12 protein-coding genes are annotated in these 17,750 nt (G+C 55.7%); 4 read left to right on the top strand and 8 right to left on the bottom strand.

What is annotated here, in order from left to right; all coding sequences use genetic code 11:
* The 4 genes from G497_RS0105525 to ahbC all read right to left on the bottom strand — a co-directional run bounded on the left by G497_RS0105525 (window position 1) and on the right by ahbC (window position 5,616).
* A complete protein-coding gene (locus G497_RS0105525; protein WP_027187412.1) occupies window positions 1-1,383 on the bottom strand; it encodes an MATE family efflux transporter in 1,383 nt (460 codons plus the stop codon).
* Window positions 1,384-1,689: 306 nt separating this feature from the next.
* A complete protein-coding gene (gene ahbD / locus G497_RS16895; RefSeq protein WP_034636832.1) occupies window positions 1,690-2,793 on the bottom strand; it encodes a heme b synthase in 1,104 nt (367 codons plus the stop codon).
* A gap of 185 nt (window positions 2,794-2,978) precedes the next feature.
* Window positions 2,979-3,953, bottom strand: coding sequence for a porphobilinogen synthase (hemB, locus tag G497_RS0105515; protein WP_027187411.1), 975 nt, complete (start codon window positions 3,951-3,953; stop codon window positions 2,979-2,981).
* Window positions 3,954-4,431: 478 nt separating this feature from the next.
* Entirely contained in the window at window positions 4,432-5,616 is a 1,185-nt protein-coding gene (gene ahbC / locus G497_RS0105505; RefSeq protein WP_027187410.1) for a 12,18-didecarboxysiroheme deacetylase, read from the bottom strand.
* A gap of 467 nt (window positions 5,617-6,083) precedes the next feature.
* Here ahbC and G497_RS0105495 point away from each other — a divergent pair, with 467 nt between their 5' ends.
* The 4 genes from G497_RS0105495 (at window position 6,084) to G497_RS16890 (ending at window position 12,997) form a co-directional block, all read left to right on the top strand.
* On the top strand, window positions 6,084-7,280 hold the full coding sequence (locus G497_RS0105495) for an MFS transporter (RefSeq protein ID WP_034636799.1): 1,197 nt from the start codon (window positions 6,084-6,086) through the stop codon (window positions 7,278-7,280).
* 167 nt (window positions 7,281-7,447) lie between these two features.
* Entirely contained in the window at window positions 7,448-8,722 is a 1,275-nt protein-coding gene (locus G497_RS0105490) for a putative DNA modification/repair radical SAM protein (RefSeq protein WP_027187407.1), read from the top strand.
* A 211-nt stretch (window positions 8,723-8,933) separates the two neighbouring features.
* Window positions 8,934-9,707: a TIGR03915 family putative DNA repair protein gene (locus G497_RS0105485; protein ID WP_027187406.1), complete on the top strand. Its 774-nt coding sequence runs from the start codon at window positions 8,934-8,936 to the stop codon at window positions 9,705-9,707.
* Window positions 9,708-9,904: 197 nt separating this feature from the next.
* On the top strand, window positions 9,905-12,997 hold the full coding sequence (locus G497_RS16890; RefSeq protein WP_084516017.1) for an FAD-binding and (Fe-S)-binding domain-containing protein: 3,093 nt from the start codon (window positions 9,905-9,907) through the stop codon (window positions 12,995-12,997).
* A gap of 143 nt (window positions 12,998-13,140) precedes the next feature.
* Here G497_RS16890 and G497_RS0105475 read toward each other — a convergent pair whose 3' ends face one another.
* The 4 genes from G497_RS0105475 to G497_RS0105460 all read right to left on the bottom strand — a co-directional run bounded on the left by G497_RS0105475 (window position 13,141) and on the right by G497_RS0105460 (window position 17,690).
* Window positions 13,141-14,730, bottom strand: a complete 1,590-nt coding sequence (locus tag G497_RS0105475) for a sulfatase-like hydrolase/transferase (RefSeq protein ID WP_027187405.1) — start codon at window positions 14,728-14,730, stop codon at window positions 13,141-13,143.
* Window positions 14,731-14,845: 115 nt separating this feature from the next.
* Complete coding sequence (locus G497_RS0105470) at window positions 14,846-15,760, bottom strand: TIGR00269 family protein (RefSeq protein ID WP_027187404.1); 915 nt, start codon at window positions 15,758-15,760, stop codon at window positions 14,846-14,848.
* 343 nt (window positions 15,761-16,103) lie between these two features.
* Window positions 16,104-16,907, bottom strand: coding sequence for a nitroreductase family protein (locus G497_RS16885; RefSeq protein WP_051257866.1), 804 nt, complete (start codon window positions 16,905-16,907; stop codon window positions 16,104-16,106).
* A gap of 54 nt (window positions 16,908-16,961) precedes the next feature.
* Window positions 16,962-17,690 (bottom strand): epoxyqueuosine reductase QueH, encoded by a 729-nt coding sequence (locus tag G497_RS0105460; RefSeq protein WP_027187403.1) that lies wholly within the window; start codon window positions 17,688-17,690, stop codon window positions 16,962-16,964.
* Between the last annotated feature and the right edge of the window lie 60 nt (window positions 17,691-17,750).

Below are 17,750 nucleotides of genomic sequence, written 5' to 3'. Positions count from 1 at the left end.
TTATGCTCGTTGGGTTCGTTTGGCGGTAAGGGCAAACCTGTACCAGTTAAGGCGCAAGAAGACATAATAATGCGCCGCAGCGCCTACGCACTGGGAAATAAGCATGGCGCAGAATACCCCGGCAGCGTCCTGCCACAAAATGTGGCCTAAAAACCAGGCCAGGGGCAGGCGCACCAGCCAAATGCTCATGCTGTTCACCTTCATGGGGTACAAGGTGGCCCCTGCCCCGGTAAGGATGCCTGTCATGACCATGCTGGTTACGGTAAAGGGGGTGGAAACAAGGTTGTAGCGCATGTAGCTTATGGCCTGGGCCTGCACGGCAGCGTCTGGCGCCACAAAGGCGGAAATGGCGGGCACAAAGGGAAACATAATGGCAGCCACAAGGCTCATAAGTATGGCCCCTGTTGCGGCAACCCGCAGCCCCACCCTTTTTGCTTCTGCCGGGTTGCCTGCCCCAAGGCAGTGCCCCACCAGCACGGAGCCTGTGGCACTGAAGGCCATGGCAGGCAGAAACAGCAATGACTCAATGCGCATGCCAGCAGTAAGGCCAGCCAGGGCAGTTTCCTGGTTCATGGGCAAGGTGGCGGTAATGGTGAACAGCACAAGGTAGCCAAGTTGCCACAGCACTTGCATGCCACCGGAAGGCAAGGCCACACGCAGCAAATAGGGGGCGGCCTTTTTTTGCCAGCGCAGGGGGGCAAAGGCTTTTGAGGAAATGTAGCCCTTTTTCCACAGCATGAAGCAGTTGAACAGTGCGCCAGCACTAACGGCCACAAGGCTTGAAACAATAATGCCCTGTGCCCCAAAATTGGGCAGGCCGAACATGCCAAGGCCAAAGCCAAAGTCCCCAATGGCATTGAACAGGCACATAATCATGCCGGAAGCCAGGGGAATGAGCACGTTTTTACGCGAGCGGAAAATGGCCATGGTTTGTATGGCCAGGTAGTTGGCAGGAATAACCCACAGCACAACGGCCCAGAGTTCGTTGGTAAGGGGAAGCAGGTTTTGCGGCACGCTGAGCAGGGAAAAAATAATGTCGCGCAGCACCCAGCCCAGCAGTACAATAAGGCCGCACAGGCCAAGGGCCAGGGTGGTCATAAGCCCGGCATAGCGTTCTGCCCGCAGGGGCATGCCTGCCCCAAGTGACTGGCTCATGGCGGCAATGCCGCCGTTGCTCAGGGCCATGCCCACCACCAGCAGGGTGAACTGGCACTGAATAATAATGCCAAACGCCGCCTGCACGTTAGGGTGAATGCGGCCTGCCACCACAACGTCGGTAAAGCCCACCAGAAACTGGAAGAGCATCATGAGAATCTGGGGCCAGGTGAGGTTCCAGATTTCGCGTGAAGAAACCCGCGAGGGGGAGGAAATGTGTGGGGGCATGGGATTTCGCTTTCGGTAAGTGGGGAAATGCTGCTTTATTCCGTTTGGCGGCGTTTCAAAAACAAGCTCGTGCCTTGCCAAACGAAAAACGTAGCATTTCCAAAAACAGTTGAATCAGTGCTTCCTTACGGAAGGGGATTTGAGGAAGTATAAGCTTTTCATCTGGTTTGTGAAGAGGCGTGCAAGTAAATTAAATTTGCTGCGTGTGTAATGCATTACTGCGCGTGGGGGATACGCACAAGAGGAACCCCCTGTTGGCAGCGGGTTCCTCTTGCTTTAGATGTGCCAAACAGGCTTGTTCTGTAATTACTTTGCAGCAGGGCGCTTGGGGGTGTAACTGCACAGCGGCTCTTCTGCCATGTATTCCCCGGTAAGGCTGTGCGCCCGTGCCCGGCAACCGCCGCACACCTTGTGGTATTCGCAGGTGCCGCACTTGCCATGGTATTCTGCTGGGGTGCGGAACTGTACAAACGGCTTGGAAGCGCGCCAAATTTCCGGGAAGGGCGTTTTGCGCACGTTGCCGCAGTCAATTTCCAGGTAGCCGCAAGGCTGCACTTGCCCGTTGTGGCTGATGAAGCAGAACCCTGTGCCCCCAAGGCAGCCACGGGTAAGGGCGTCCATGCCAAAGGTGTCTGGCGTTACAGGAATGCCGTCTTCCTTGGCCCGTTGGCGCATAATACGGTAGTAATGCGGGGCGCAGGTGGCCTTTAAGTGCATGGAAGTGGTTTTGCGGAAATCGTAAAACCAGTTGAGCACTTCTTCATATTCTTCTGCGGTAATCACTTCTTCCGCCAGTTGGGCGGCCCGGCCCATGGGCACCAGCAGGAAAATGTGCCATGCCGCTGCCCCCAGTTTTTCCGCAAGGTGGAAAATTTCCTTGAACCGGGGCAGGTTTGTTTTGGTCACAGTTGAATTGATTTGAAACTCAATGCCTTCAGCCTTCAGGTACTCAATGCCCTTCATGGCCTGTTCATAGGCACCAGGCACGCCCCGGAACACGTCGTGTTCAGCGGCGGTGGCACCGTCAATGGAAATGGAACAGCGCTGAATGCCTGTTTCTTTCATGCGGCGGGCGCTTTCCGGCGTAATCAGGGTGCCGTTGGGGGCCATAACGCAGCGCAGGCCCTTGCTGTTGGCATGGTCTACCAGCTCGAAAATGTCGTGCCGCAAAAGCGGCTCGCCCCCGGTAAAAATAATAATGGGGTTGCCTGTTTCCGGGAAGGTATCGATAAGTGCCTTGGCTTCCGCTGTGGAAAGTTCGCCGGGGTATGGCTCCAGGTGCGCTTCTGCCCGGCAGTGCTTGCAGGCCAGGTTGCAGGAACGGGTCACTTCCCAGGCAATAAGGCGCAAAGGGGGTGCCCCATTGGGCAGGGTGCGCTGGGGGTTGCCGGCAAGGCCGTCGCCGCGCATGGCCCCATGCCCGCCGGGATGTGCCCCGTGGGGGTTGGGCTTGCCACTGCCTGCATGGGGGCAGCGGGGTTTTGTGTTATCTTCGGTATGAAGGTGTGCCCCGTGGGGATTGGGTTTGCCACTGCCTGCATGGGGGCAGCGGGGTTTTGTGTCTTCTTCCGCTTCAAAAGGGGGTTTTGGATGCATTAGAGAAGCCTCTTATGAAGAATATCTTCAGTAAAGTACGTCAAAATAAGGTCAGCCCCGGCCCTGCGAATGCCAATGAGCGATTCAAGCACGGCCTGGGTTTCGTCCAGCCAGCCGTTGCCGGCAGCGGCTTTGATCATGGAATATTCGCCGCTTACCTGATAGGCCGCAACGGGTACATCAAAGGTATTGCGCAGGTCGCGAATAAGGTCAAGGTACGGGCCTGCGGGTTTTACCATAATAATATCTGCGCCTTCGTCCACGTCTGCCTGCGCTTCACGCAGGCCCTCCAGCCTGTTGGCGGGGTTCATCTGGTAGGTTTTACGGTCGCCAAACTGCGGGGCAGATTCGGCTGCCTCACGGAACGGGCCATAAAAGCTGGACGCATATTTTACAGAGTAGGCCATGATGGGCAGTTCTTTAAAGCCGTTGTCGTCCAGGGCGTCGCGTATGGCGGCAACCCGGCCATCCATCATGTCGGAAGGGGCCACCATATCTGCCCCGGCCCGCACGTGGGAAAGGGCCACGTCTGCCAGCAAGGGCAGGGTGGCGTCGTTCTGCACACGCCCGGAAGGGGTAACCAGCCCGCAATGCCCATGAGATGTGTATTCACACAGGCACACGTCTGTGACCACAAAAAGGGTGGGGAAGCGCTGCTTTAAACGGCGCACAGCCTGCTGCACAATGCCGTTTTCAGCATACGCGCCAGAGCCTGCCGGGTCTTTGCTGGCAGGAATGCCAAACAGCAGGCAGGAAGTCAGCCCGGCATCCACTGCCTGGGCTACCCGCGCTTCCAGCTTATCCAATGAATACTGGCTTTGCCCCGGCATGGAAGAAATGGGCTTTTCAAACCCAGGGTCATCCGTTTCCGTGACAAAATACGGCATAATCAAATTCTGGGTAGCAAGGCGGGTTTCCTGAACCATATCACGCAGCACAGCAGAGGTGCGAAGGCGTCTTCCGCGAAAGAACATGGTGGACTCCTCAATAGGTAGGATAGAAAAATGGGGAGGCTCTGCCTCCCCATGCCCCACCGCCAAGGGCATGATGCCCTTGGAACCCCATCTTGCTGGTCTTTTTTGCTTCTGCCTTCGTCAGTTTCGTCACGCGCGACGCTCATGTATGTCTTTATACACATCACTCCGCCCGTAACTTCACTTCCTTGGCAGAACCAAAAAATCCTCAGCAATCGCGTTTACCTTTCTCTTTGCGAAATGGAAAGTGCTCATGCGGGGTCAAGGGGCATTATTCCCCTTGCAGGGGGTTGTGGAAAGCATAGGTCAAAGAAAAGAGCATAAACAAAAGAAGTTACAACCACAGGCCTAAGAAACGCTCAGTTTTTGTGTTAGGCAAGGCGCAAGTTTTTTCTACAGTGGGGGCTGGGCTCTTCTGCCCTGCCCCGCTGTAGAAAAAATGAAGCAACGACGCCAAACGCAATAAATGAGTGTTTCGCTATTTAATGCCGATTTCTTCGTCGGTCAGATAACAAGCCGGATCCTGTGCCCAAATGTCGCCGTACCAGGCTTCAGCCCGGGCGCGGAAGTTGCCGCCGCAAATAGGCAGGAAGCGGCACTTGGCGCAGCGCCCGCCCACGTGGGCTTTTTTATCTTTGAGCTTGGCCAGCAGTTCAATGCTGGGGTCGTTCCAAATTTCAGAGAACGGGCGCTCCAGCACGTTGCCAAAGGTATGGTTGCGCCAGAACTGGTCGGCGTGCACTTTACCGTCCCAGGAAATGCAGCCAATGCCCCGGCCAGAGTTGTTGCCTTCGTTAAACTGGAGCAACTGGAACACCTCTTCGGCCCGCTTGGGGTCTTCTTTGAGCAGGCGCATCCACACATAGGGGCCGTCGGCGTGGTTGTCTACGGTAAGCACTTCTTTGGGCTTGCCGCGTTCAAACAAATCGCGTGTTTTGTCCATAATCATGTCGACCACGGCGCGTGTTTCCGCATGGTCCAGGTCTTCCTTAATAAGCTCGGAACCGCGGCCGGAATACACCAGGTGGTAAAAGCAAATGCGGGGCACTTCCAACTCTTCCACCAGCTTGAACAGGGTGGGCACTTCGCTTTGGTTGCGCTTGTTAATGGTAAAGCGCAGGCCCACTTTCAGGCCTTCTGCCTGGCAGTTTTCAATGCCTTTCAGGGCTTTTTTGAAGGAGCCGGGCACAGCGCGGAAGCGGTCGTGTATTTCTTCGCCGCCATCTAAGGAAATGCCTACATAGGAAAGGCCCACTTCCTTCAGTTCGCGGGCTTTTTCTTTGGTAATAAGGGTGCCGTTGGTGGAAATAACGGCGCGCATGCCTTTGCTGGTGGCGTAGTGGGCCAATTCTACCAGGTCTTTGCGTACCAGGGGTTCCCCGCCGGAAAACAGCATAACCGGTGCACCAAAGGTGGCCAGGTCGTCAATAAGGGCTTTGGCCTGCGGGGTGGAAATGTCGTCCGTGCCGTTTTCTTCCAGGGCGTGGGCGTAGCAGTGCACGCACTTTAAGTTGCAACGCTGGGTCATGTTCCATACCACTACGGGTTTTTTATCTGCTGAAAACTGCAACAGGTGTGAAGGCAGCTTGCCTGAATCACGACCATAGCGCAGTGCATCCGAAGATTCTACCTGCCCGCAGTACAGTTTGGAAATACCTATCATGATGCCTCCTTGGAGGGGTCAGGTTGGAGGAGAAGAAAGGCCGCCTGCCCGGCAACAAACGCGGGGCGAAGAAGGAATAAAGGGCGGCTGATTTTACGGGGAAAAAAGCGTTGCCATGTGGCGCATCAAAAGTGTAGCGTTTTCACAGCCTTTGCACCCAAAGGGTTGCTTTACCCCGCCAAGGCTTTGCCGCATAGGGCCAAAGCCCACTCTGCCCATTACGGAAAGAGTGCTTTGGCAGACTACTCTGGCTAGGGCAATAATGCAAGAAAAACGCAGTGTGGTAAAGAAATTCTTTCCCCCAAGAAAACGGTGGAGGGCGTTGCATACACCGGTGGCCTGTGCTACATCAGGCCCGGAGCGAGCGCACGGCAGCGGCCCTTTTGGGCAACCCTGCGCCAACACTTCACGGCGCGTCTTTGACAGTCACTTTGTACATCATTTTTTGCGCTTACTGGAACATTCCCATGCATTCCCGGTCTCTGTTTTCCCAAAAGGAATCCTTCTTTTCACTTAGCTTTGTGGCCATTTGTGTGGCAAACCTGCTGTTGTTCGTGGCATTCTATTTTATTATGCCCGTGTTGCCCATGTACCTTTCGCTGGAGATGAAGGCAGGCCCGGTGGCCATGGGCAGTATTTTGGCTGCCTACACCCTGTGTGCCCTTATGGTACGCCCGTTTGCCGGCTATGTGGCAGATGCCTATAAAGGCAAAACCCTGTTTCTGGTGACCTTTTTTCTGTTTTCTTTGTGCTTTGCAGGCTACCTGTTGCCCGCAAGCCTGACCCTGCTGTTTTTTTTGCGGGCAATCCACGGCGTTTCCTTCAGTATGGTTACCACTTCCACCACCGTGTATGTGGTGGAAGTGCTGCCCCCGGCCCGGTTGGGGGCTGGTATTGGTTTTTTTGGGGCAACAGCCGCCCTGGCCATGGCCCTTGGCCCCAGTATTGGCATGTTTGTGTTGGAACGCTATTCCTACCCGGTGGTATTTGCCAGTAGCATTGGTGTTGCCACCCTGGGCCTTGCCATTGGCCTGCTGGTGCGGCCCCTGCCTTCCACCAGTATTTCCCACAAGGCCCCCCTGCGCCTGAAAAGCCTGTTTTTGCCCGTGGTGAAAAAACCTTTTATTGCCTTTGCCCTGCTGGCATTTATTTATGGCTTGCTCCTTACCTACATTTCCCTGTTTGCCAGGGAAAAAGGCTTTACCCTGAACGTGGGCTATGTGTTCAGCCTTATGGCCCTGGGGCTTATTATAAGCCGCCTGTTTGCCGGGCGCTTTATTGATGGTGGCGGGCTTATACCCCTTATGAGCGCGGGCTACTTCATTGTCATTATTTCCTGTTTTGTATTTACCATAACCTGGCACGAATGGCTGTTTTTTGGCTCTGCCCTGTTCATTGGCCTTGGGTTTGGCCTGCTCATGCCAGCCTTCCAAACTATATTCACAACCCTTGTGGCCCCGCATGAACGGGGGCGCTCCAATTCCCTGTTTTTCAGCGCATTTGACCTTGGCATAGGCATTGCGGTGTTCTTTGGCGGGGTGGTGGGGGAAAAGCTTGGCATGCAAACGGCCTACCTGACCGGGGTGGCGTTGCTGGTGCTTTCTTTTCTGTATTTCCGCTTTTTTGTGGTGGCCCATTATGAAGCCAACAAAGTGGTGCAGTAAGGACATAACGAAGATAAAGCGTTGTAGGGCAGCACTCGTGCCTTGCACACAATAAATAAACGCCTGCCGCAATTCTGTGGCAGGCGTTTATTTATCCAAGCACTTGCCTGCTTTGCTCTGGACATGGCAACGCTGTTCATATATATAAACGCAAACAGGAGGCAGGCATGACCGAAGCAACATTACACAAACTGAAAATTCTGGCAGACTCTGCCAAGTACGATGCTTCGTGTTCATCCAGCGGGGTGGGGCGTGGCAATGCAGGCGGTAAAAAAACGGGCCAGAAGGCTGGCTTAGGCAGCACAGCCGCCATGGGGGTGTGCCATTCCTTTACCGACGATGGCCGCTGCGTTTCCTTGCTCAAGGTGCTGCATACCAACTACTGCAAGTATGATTGCGCTTATTGCATCAACCGGGTGAGCAACGACATTCCCCGCGCTGCTTTGAGTGTGCAGGAACTTGTGGACATTACCATTGAATTTTATCGGCGCAACTACATTGAAGGCCTGTTTTTAAGTTCCGGCGTAGTGGGCAGTGCAGACACCACCATGGAACGCATGGTGCGGGCCGTGCGTGAACTGCGCCAAAAGCATCGCTTTAACGGCTATATACACATGAAAAGCATACCCGGTGCCAGCCAGGAACTGGTGCACCAGGCAGGGCTGTATGCCGACAGGCTTAGCGTGAACATTGAAATTCCTTCGGAACGCAACCTGAAAATGCTGGCTCCGGAGAAAGACCATAAAAGCGTGTACCTGCCCATGCAGTACATTCAGCAGGGAATGCTGCAAAGTAAGGATGAGCGCAAGCGCCTGCGCAGTGCCCCACGTTTTGCCCCGGCAGGTCAAAGCACCCAAATGATTGTGGGGGCCAGCAACGAGCCGGACCACGCCATTTTACGCCTTTCTTCCATGCTCTATTCCGGCCCGCAACTGAAACGAGTGTATTATTCCGCCTTTGTGCCTGTGAATGGGCACGACGCACGCCTGCCTGTGCTGCAAGGTGCCCCCCTGGTGCGGGAAAACCGTTTATATCAGGCAGACTGGCTTATGCGTTTTTACGGGTTCGGGGCAGAAGAAATTGCCAGCCAGGAGCACCCCAACCTTGATTTGGAAATAGACCCCAAGCTGGGGTGGGCCTTGCGCAACCCAGCTTGGTTCCCCCTGGATGTGAACCGCGCCGATTATTTTGAAATTTTGCGGGTGCCCGGCATTGGCACCATAAGCGCCCAGCGCATTGTGCGGGCCCGCCGGGCAGCGCGCCTTGGGCCGGAGCACCTGCAAAAACTGGGGGTGGTTATGCGCCGGGCCAAGCATTTTCTGGCCTTTCCTGGCAATGGTGCTGCCCTGGTGAACGAGGCCGGGCCGGAAGCCGTGCGGGCCATGCTCACCACCAAAAGCGGGAAGAAGCCGGTGGCGTATCAATTGTCGCTATTCTCTTAATGTCCGCTGGGGGACGCTGTCCCCCAGGCCTCCTACAAGGGACGTGACGCCCCTTGACCCCCATTTGCGTTCTCTGTTTCGCCTTGCGAAGCAGAGAACGTTTATGTGGGGTTCCAAGGGCAGCCTGCCCTTGGCGGAGGGGCTTGGGGAGGCAGAACCTCCCCAAGGAAAGTAACACTATCAATTATGCAATTATTTCAGGGTGCAGTGTATGGTTGTTTTTTGCTATGATGGCACGTTTGAAGGGCTGCTCAGTTGCCTGTTCGACGCCTACACCATGAAGTGCTTCCCGGCGGGGTTGCTGGGGCCGGGGGACGTGCCCCCGCTGCATGCCAGCCAGGTGCATCAGGTTGAAACGGCAGAAGAAAAGAGCGGGCGGGTACTGGCGGGGCTGTGCAAGCGCCTTTCTGCCAGCGTTATGCATATGTTGCTTTTGGGGTGGCTGGCGGAAGAGCCGGGAACCGATATGACCATGTTCCGCTTTATGCGCAAGGTGTTTGACGGGGCCAGGGGCCAGGAACATAACATGGCAGATGATGACGTGTTGGCCTTAACCAAGCTGGCGCGGCAGGTCACCCATGAAGCGCACCTGATGAAAGGGTTTGTGCGTTTTCAGAAAACGGCGCAAGGGGTATACGGCGCGGTTATTGGGCCGCGCTACCATGTGCTGCCCCTGATAGTGGAGCATTTTGTAGAGCGCTTTGCTGACCAGAATTGGCTTATTTATGACGAAGTGCGCGGGCAGGGCGTCTATTTTGAAGACGGGCGCTTGCAGGATGCCACCCTGGATGCCCATCTTGTGCAGGAAGGCGGCCTTGCCAGCCACTTGCTGGCAGAAGGGGAAACCCTGTTTGAAAAGGCATGGCGCGGGTACTGCACAGCCACGGTAATTAAAGAACGGCTGAACCCCCGGTTGCAGCGGCGGTGTATGCCTGCCCGGTACTGGCGGTATATGACCGAAAAGCGGTTTCCCAAAGGGTTGTAGTGGGTAGCATAATAGTTTAGGAACGATAGTGGTTACTATTTGCTTTATTTTTTTCCATAAGGTGGTTCTTTTTGTTGGCATGCAAGGGCTAAACTTTGGGTTTTCCTATTGGCGAGAGCATGATATAGAGCATTGAACTCTTCAGTTTTCCTGTATACCCCTCTCTAGTCATTTTCACACTCTATGGGAGAAACCATATGCTACCTGTTGAATACCAAGAATTTCTCACTGCGCTCCAGGAATTTTTTCCGGAAGAGCGCGTGTATACCGACCCCCTCCGCACCTTGGCTTATGGCACAGACGCTAGCGTGTATCGCCTTGTGCCAAAAATTGTGCTGGATGCAGAAACAGAAGCCGAAGTGGTGCAAGTGCTTGTGCTGGCCCAGCGTTTTCGCTTGCCAGTCACCTTCCGGGCCGCAGGCACCAGCCTTTCCGGGCAGGGCGTAACGGACTCCATTCTTGTGCGCCTTGGGCGTGGGTGGACCAACTTTACGGTGGGCGCTAACGCGGAAACCATTACCTTGCAGCCAGGCATTATTGGTGGCCGGGCCAACACCATTCTGGCCGAGTTTGGCAGAAAAATCGGGCCAGACCCGGCTTCCATTGATAGCTGCAAAATTGGCGGCATCATGGCCAACAACGCCAGCGGCATGTGTTGCGGCACTTCAGACAACAGCTACAAAACCGTCATTTCCACCCGGCTTATTCTGGCTGATGGCACCGTGCTGGACACGGCAGACGCCAAAAGCCGGGCCCTGTTCAGCCGCAGCCACGCCCATATTCTTGAAGGGCTCAAAAGCCTGCGCGACGGGGTAATGGCAGACAAACCCCTGGCAGAGCGCATTCGCAAAAAATTCAAGATTAAAAACACCACAGGCTATAGCCTGAACGCCCTGGTAGATTTTGAAGACCCCTTTGAAATTTTGCAGCACGTTATGGTGGGCTCGGAAGGCACCCTTGGCTTTATTGCCGAGGTCACCTACCGTACGGTGGAAGAGCATAAGCACAAGGCTTCTGCCCTGTTCTTTTTCCCTTCCATGCACGCCGCGTGCGAAGCCGCCATTACCCTGAACAAGGCTCCGCTTTCCGCCATTGAGCTGCTGGACCGCGCTTCCCTGCGCTCCGTAGAAGGCCAGCCCGGCCTGCCCGAAGGGCTGGAAGCCCTTGGCCCGGACGTGTGCGCCCTGCTTATGGAAACGCGGGCAGGTTCTGCCAGTGTGTTGCAGGAACAAATTACCGAAGTGGAACGCCTGCTGCAACAGCATCCCACCGTGTTGCCCGGTGCCTTTACGGCAGACCCGGAAAAGGCCGCAGCCCTGTGGCTGGTGCGCAAAGGCATTTTGCCCAGCGTGGGCGGGCTGCGTAAAACTGGCACTTCACTGCTTATTGAAGATGTGGCCGTTCCCATTGAAAAGCTGGCAGATGCTGCCCTGGACCTGCAAGCGCTGTTTGCCAAGCATGAATACACCGTAGCCCCGGTGTTTGGCCATGCCCGCGACGGCAACCTGCACTTTGTTATTACCCAGGACTTCAGCTCTGATAAAGAAGTGGCCCGCTATGCCGCCTTTATGGACGACCTGTGCGCCACCATTACCAGCAAGTATGACGGTTCATTGAAAGCAGAACACGGCACGGGCCGTAATATTGCCCCGTTTGTGGAAATGGAGTGGGGCACAGCCGCTTTCAAACTCATGCATTCCATTAAAAATCTGCTGGACCCCAGCGGTATTTTGAACCCCGGCGTTGTGCTGAACTCCGACAGCCGCTCCCACCTGAAAAACTTGAAGCCCCAGCACCCGGCGGCAGAAAGCATTGACAAGTGCATGGAATGCGGTTTTTGCGAACCGGCCTGCCCTTCCCGCAACCTTTCCCTGACCCCGCGCCAGCGCATTACGGCCTGGCGGGAAATTCAGGGGGTGCGTAGCGGTGCTGTGCGCAGCGCCGACCTGAAAAGCCTGGAAAAAGGCTTTGACTACCTGGGCAATGCCACTTGTGCTACCGATGGCCTGTGCGGCACCCGCTGCCCCCTTGGCATTAACACCGGGGCTTTTATTAAAGATGTGCGGGCACAACAGGTTGGGGAGGTTGCCAACGCTGTTGCCGGGTTTGTGGCCCGTCACTTTGACGGGGTGTGCCGCACTGTTTCCATGATGCTTACCGCCGCAGACGCCACCCGCCGCACTGTGGGGTACCGGGTTATGCAAAACGGCTCCAGCCTGCTGCGCCTTGTTTCCCTGAAAACAAGCCCAAGCTGGAACCGCGCCATGCCCACTGGTGGCAAAAAACTGAGCAAGGCAGAAGCGTTGAACGGGAATCGTGATAAAGTGGTGTACTTCCCCAGTTGCATTAGCCGCACCATGGGCCCAGGGGCAGAACATCATGATAAACGTACGGAACCGGAAGTGGCCATTGCCCTGCTGCTGAAAGCCGGATTTGATGTCATTATCCCGGCAGAGGTGGAAAAACTGTGCTGCGGCATGGCCTTTGCCAGCAAGGGGCTACGCCCCCAGGCCGCTGCCAAGGAAGAAGCCCTTAACGCCGCCCTGCTACAGGCCACTAACAATGGCAATTATCCTGTGCTTTCTGAAACCAGCCCGTGCCTTTTGCACATGAAGGAAACCTTGGATAAACGCCTGAAACTGTATGAGCCTGTCAGCTTTACCCTGGAATACCTCAAAGACCGCCTGGAGTTTTCCACCCTGCCTAAAACGGTGGCTGTGCATGCCACCTGTTCTGTGCGTAAATTGGGGCTCACCCAAAAGCTTGCCCAGGTGGCAAGGCTGTGTGCCCAAACAGTGGTGGAACCAGAAGGCATTGATTGTTGCGGCTTTGCCGGGGACAGGGGCTTTACCCACCCGGAACTGAACGATTCTGCCTTGCAGGATTTGCGCATGCAGGTATGCCAATGCGAAGCTGGCTATTCCACAAGCCGCACCTGCCAAATTGGCCTTTCCCTGCACGGGGGCATTCCGTATTATTCCATCTTGTTCCTTATTGATGAAGCCACCCGTGCTTCCAAGGTGAAGGAACAGGCCACCCCGGAAAACGCAAACGCCACAGCCCTTGTGGTGAAGCCGGAATCACGCCCCATGGTGAAGCAAGACGCAACCCCGGCAGTGCATGTGACTTCACTGCCTGTGACTGTGCCTGAGAAGACTGCACCAGTGGCTGAAACACCTGTCCCTGTGGCAAAAAATCCTGAGCCCACAGCCCAAAAGCCTGCACCAGCGGGCAACATTCAGCCGGGAAAGGGCAAGAATACCCATGGCGGGAAAGGTAAAAAACGATAGAGGGAACGAGTGACCCTGAGTTCACACGGCTTTTGACAGCGCAATAAACAAACCCCTGCTGGCCTGTAACGGGCTGGCAGGGGTTTGTTCATTACTTGTGGGAATTGGCGTATTCTTAATGGGTTACAAGGCCTGCTTATCAGTTACGGTTGCACCTGGGTCAGGTCGCGGGCCGGGTCGCGCAGGGGGGTGCTAATGCCCGCAATGCCAAGCAGGGTGTGGAACAGATTGCTGTGGTGTACCTGTTCTTTGGTGTGGCCTTCCAGGGCTGCAATAATAGCAGGGTTTGCGGCCCGGAAGCTTTCGGAAAACCACAGGAAAAAGGGCACTTGCCGTTGTTCTGCCGCGGTGTTTTGCCCGTGGAAAAAGCGGCCTTCTTCGCCCAGCGATTCCCCGTGGTCGGAAACGTAGATAAGCACGGCATTCTTTGAGCGCAACAGGTCAATGGCGGCGCTGAGTACTTTGTCTGTATACAGCACGGTGTTGTCGTAGCTGTTGATAATGGTAGGAATTTCGCTGGTGCTCAGGGGGTAGTTGTAATCGTCCGGGGTAAAGGCGGCGTCTTCTTTGGGGTAGCCGTCGCGGTAGCCAAAATGGCTGCCATAGGGCGAAAGAATGTGCAGGGAAAACCCCTGGGCAGCGTCCAGTTGTTGTTGCAGTTGCCCCACCATAATCATGTCTGGCCGGGGGGAGTAAAAACGCTTGGCCCCTTCAGTGAGAATGGCGAAAGAATAATCGCTTCGGTTGGGTTTTGTATTGGCGCTGTAGGTGGCTACCGTAAACCCAAGCTTCTGCAAAATGCTTACAAACGAACCGTGGCTGCTTTGTTCCTGTTCTGGCAGGCGGTTGGTGAATATGCCAATAACGGATTCCCGCGTCCAGGCGGCGGTGGAGCGGGTACGGGGAAAGTTCACCAGCCGTTCCTTTGCCAGCAGCGGTGTTGTGCTGCGGGCATAGCCATTCATGCTCAGGTGGTCAGCCCGCAACGATTCCCCCACAACCAGCACAATGGTCAACGGTTCCTGCGGGCGCAGGCTGGCAGGAAACGCCGCCGCACTGGGCAGGTTGCGCAGGGTATCTACCCGGCCTTTTTCCCCATTCACATACTGCAAGGCATACTTTATGGGGTCTGTCAGGTATTCCATGCTCCACTTGGCAGCATGGCGCATTTCTTTGGTGGCGTGGCGGGTAAGGTTGTTAGACTGGGCAAACAGCAGGTGAATACCGAAAAAGACCAGGATAAAAACATTGAGGTGGGAAAAAAAACGGCGTGTTTGCCACACCACCCCGGTGTAGGCAGCTACCCCAGCCAGTATTGTGCCCACCGAGGCAAAGGTAATGTACACCCCTGCTTCTTCGCCTGTTGTTTCAGCCATGGCCCCGATGAAGGAAGGCCCAGGCTCCAGGTAATACAGGGCGGTAATATAGGTGAACAGCGAAAGCACAAGGCCAAATAGCGGGGCCAGTACCAGCCCAACTTTGCCAAGGCAATGCAACAGGTACACCCCCAGCACCAGCCCCAGGGAAGAAAGCAGTAAGGCAAACGCATATTCCGGGGCTGCCCCAACCCGCGCCAGCAGGGGGTTGTACAGCAACGAAGCCAGCAACGCCAGCCCCAGCAGCAGGCAGGCATAGCGGGCCTGAAAAAACAGGGAACCGGAGGTAATAACCACACGGCCACGGCGGAACAGCGGGAAGGGGGAAGGCGTTTGCGCAGAGAACAACGGCATCATGCAATGGTATCCTATTATAATCTATCAATTCAAAAAGAGTACCACACGTCGTGTTGTGTGCTTGTTTGCATCATGTCCCGTTGTGCACAGCCCTGCGGGGTATGCCGTTGCCGGGTTATTGCCCTTCAGCCAATGCTTCCCGAATGCGGCACACGCCGCACACCCCGGCAGAGGTAGGAAAACCGCAGCGCTGGCACGGGTGCAGCGGGTCGCTTTGTTTTTCGGAAGCCTGGGCAAACAGGGGTTGCCCGCGTTCCAGAAAGCCCTGGTAAAAATCAATTTTACGGCCTGGCATGTGGTTTTCAATGGTGGCCCACACCTGCTTGTGGAAGGTGAAGCTGGCCCCTTTGCTGTAAGGGCACGAGGCATAGTGGTTTTCAATGCCGCGTAAAAAAGCGTAGTTGGCGGTTTCCCACTCACTTAAGCGCCACAGGGGCTTTACCTTGCGAATAAACCCGCCATGTTCGTCGTCTGCTTCCAGGGCAGGGCCCTGGTCCCCCAGGTACGGAATGTCCCAACGAATGGTGTTGCTGAACAGGCGGGCAATTTCGTCGTCCAGGTTGTGCCCTGTGGCAAGCACCGTAAACCCTTCTTCAAGAGCAATTTTATTGAAAAAATGGCGCTTAATTTTCCCGCAGGCGCTGCATACAGGGCGGCGTAGCCGCTCCTTTACCATGGGAATAGCCAGCCCTTCTTTTTCCATTTCCTTCACTAAAAGCGGAATGTTGTGCTTGGTGCAAAACGCTTCCGTACTGTTGCGGGCCGGGGCAGAGGAACTGGGAATGCCAAGGTCAATGTGCAGGCCCGTAACGTTATACCCCTGCAACTGAAGTTCATACACCAGGGCCAAAGAATCCTTGCCGCCGGAAAGGGCCACAAGAATTCTGTCTTCATGGGTGAATAATTTCTGCTTGCGAATGCCCTTTTCCACCTGCTTGGTGAAAAAATCCAGGTAACAGGCTTCGCAAAACGCACTGTGGTGGCTGGGCAGGGAAACAACGGCAGGGGCCTTGCAGCGGCTGCATTTCATAGCAACAAAACCTTTGGCGCATAATGCGCAGCTTGTGGGTATAATTGGGGGACGCTGTCCCCCAAACCCCCTGCAAGGGGAATCATTCCCCTTGACCCCCATTTTCGTTCACCTTCCCGCAAGGCGGGAAGGTGAACGTAGATGCGGGTTCCAAGGGCATCATGCCCTTGGCGGTGGGGTTTGGGGAGGCAGGGCCTCACCAAAAATCAGCATTTCCGTAATTCATAAGGATTTTTGCTTTCTGCCAAGGAAGGGAAGCTGCGTGCGGAGCGATGTGTATTGAGACATACATGAGCGTCGCACGGAGCGAACCTGACGCAGGCAGAAACAAAAAGACTATGAATTAGAGCCAGGTGGCAGGATAGGGGGCACGGGGCGCCATATTCATGGGCAACAAACTCGGCAAGCCCATCATTTGCCCGCCAGCCACAATTTCCCCTTCCTTCACGCCCAGCAGGGCGGCCACGGCAGGGTAGTGGTTGGCCACAGTGGTAACATACCCGGCCCAGCACGCCCCAACGCCATGGGCGTGGCCCGCAATTTCCAGGTAAGTCAGGTAAATGGCTGCATCAATAACGGCCCAGTGGTCATTGGGGGTCAGCACCATTACCAGGTGGGGGGCACCGCGTAAAATGGGGTCAAGGCCTTTGCGCCAGGCCAGGGCCAGGGCGCGGCCTTCGGCAATAAGGGGATTCTCGCTTTTGTCATTGGCAAGGCAATCTGCAATGCAGTCGCCCAGGGCCTTCATGTTGGCGGCATCATACACCACCACCTGGCGCAACCTGCGGCTGTTCTTTGCCGTGGGGGCATACGCTGCGGTGTGCAGCAGTCCTTCCAGCACATCTTTGGGCACCGGGGTTTGCTTGTACTGGCGAATGCTACGGCGGCTTTGCAGCAGAATATCTACATCAGATGCTTCCGGCAGGCGCTTGCGGTTTACAGGCCGGGCCAGGGCTGGGTTAAGCCCCTGTACCCGAATGGCACCGTGGGGGCAAAAGGCCATGCACTGCCCGCATTGAATGCAGGAGCCGCCCTCACGTTCAGTGGGCACAGCGCCCACTTCGCCCACAATAAGGCGGGTGGGGCATACTCTGGAGCAAATTCCATCTTTGCGGCACAACTCGGGGTTAACAGTAATAATGCTCATATATTCTCCTGTGTGGGCGTGGTGCCCTTGGTGTCTGGCGTAGGAAACGCGGATCTATTCCGTTTTGAGGTATGTGTTCCCTATTTCTGTGTGCAACTGCTTGGCATACCGTTCATATTCACTGAACACGCAACCGCAGTACTGTTGGCGGTATATGCCCTTGGCCTTGGAAAGGTCAACCCCGCGTTGCCACAGCGGGCGAAAGTCCTGGTAATAGACTGTTACGCCATGGGCCTGTGCGGCAAGGGCTGCCATGCGTTGCACCTGTTCCTGGTTTTGGTAGCGTGAATAAAATAAGGTGGTGGTAATGGCCTCAAATCCGTGGGCCTTGGCGTAGCGGGCTGTGCCTTCCAGGCGGCTGTACCAGCAAAACAGGCAGCGCTCCCCTTCATGCCCATGCATGGCACGTAACCAGGGCACGGGGTTTACTGCCGGGGGCACAGGGTGCCGGGCGGAAAGGGGCACTTGGGGCAGGGGCGCAAGGGCAGTGCCTGCTGGGGCACTGGGTTTGTCCGTTTCCCCCTGCTCCTGACTGGGCCACGGGAAATTGGGGGGCACTAGGGCAAGGTGCTGTGCTTCTTCCGGCAGGGTGTCTGCCAAAATCACAGGTACGTCATACAGGGCAGCCGTTTGCATAGCCCCTTCCCGGCGGCGCAGGTATTCTGCCAGGGGGTGAATATTGGGGTTGTAGAAAAAGGCGGCAATTTCGTGTTGCTCCTGCTGCAAGGCTTCCAGCACCGCAATAGCGCATGGCCCGCAACATACATGGACAAGAATTGGCATAGGGCACCTGATTTCAAAGATAAAAGCACAATTGGGGAGGCCATAGCCCCCCCAATGTGT

This window comes from Desulfovibrio cuneatus DSM 11391, from assembly GCF_000430005.1.
GTDB lineage: Bacteria > Desulfobacterota > Desulfovibrionia > Desulfovibrionales > Desulfovibrionaceae > Frigididesulfovibrio > Frigididesulfovibrio cuneatus.
This window is presented reverse-complemented; position numbering and strand designations above follow the sequence as displayed.

Bases quoted from the DNA above. Each gene is read 5' to 3' on its own strand.
- G497_RS0105470 (WP_027187404.1), bottom strand. From the start codon at position 15,760: ATGAAATGCAGCCGCTGCAAGGCCCCTGCCGTTGTTTCCCTGCCCAGC.
- G497_RS0105495 (WP_034636799.1), top strand. From the start codon at position 6,084: ATGCATTCCCGGTCTCTGTTTTCCCAAAAGGAATCCTTCTTTTCACTT.
- G497_RS0105485 (WP_027187406.1), top strand. From the start codon at position 8,934: ATGGTTGTTTTTTGCTATGATGGCACGTTTGAAGGGCTGCTCAGTTGC.
- ahbD (WP_034636832.1), bottom strand. From the start codon at position 2,793: ATGCGCGGCGACGGCCTTGCCGGCAACCCCCAGCGCACCCTGCCCAAT.
- G497_RS0105475 (WP_027187405.1), bottom strand. From the start codon at position 14,730: ATGATGCCGTTGTTCTCTGCGCAAACGCCTTCCCCCTTCCCGCTGTTC.
- G497_RS16890 (WP_084516017.1), top strand. From the start codon at position 9,905: ATGCTACCTGTTGAATACCAAGAATTTCTCACTGCGCTCCAGGAATTT.
- G497_RS0105525 (WP_027187412.1), bottom strand. From the start codon at position 1,383: ATGCCCCCACACATTTCCTCCCCCTCGCGGGTTTCTTCACGCGAAATC.
- G497_RS16885 (WP_051257866.1), bottom strand. From the start codon at position 16,907: ATGAGCATTATTACTGTTAACCCCGAGTTGTGCCGCAAAGATGGAATT.
- hemB (WP_027187411.1), bottom strand. From the start codon at position 3,953: ATGTTCTTTCGCGGAAGACGCCTTCGCACCTCTGCTGTGCTGCGTGAT.
- G497_RS0105460 (WP_027187403.1), bottom strand. From the start codon at position 17,690: ATGCCAATTCTTGTCCATGTATGTTGCGGGCCATGCGCTATTGCGGTG.
- ahbC (WP_027187410.1), bottom strand. From the start codon at position 5,616: ATGATAGGTATTTCCAAACTGTACTGCGGGCAGGTAGAATCTTCGGAT.
- G497_RS0105490 (WP_027187407.1), top strand. From the start codon at position 7,448: ATGACCGAAGCAACATTACACAAACTGAAAATTCTGGCAGACTCTGCC.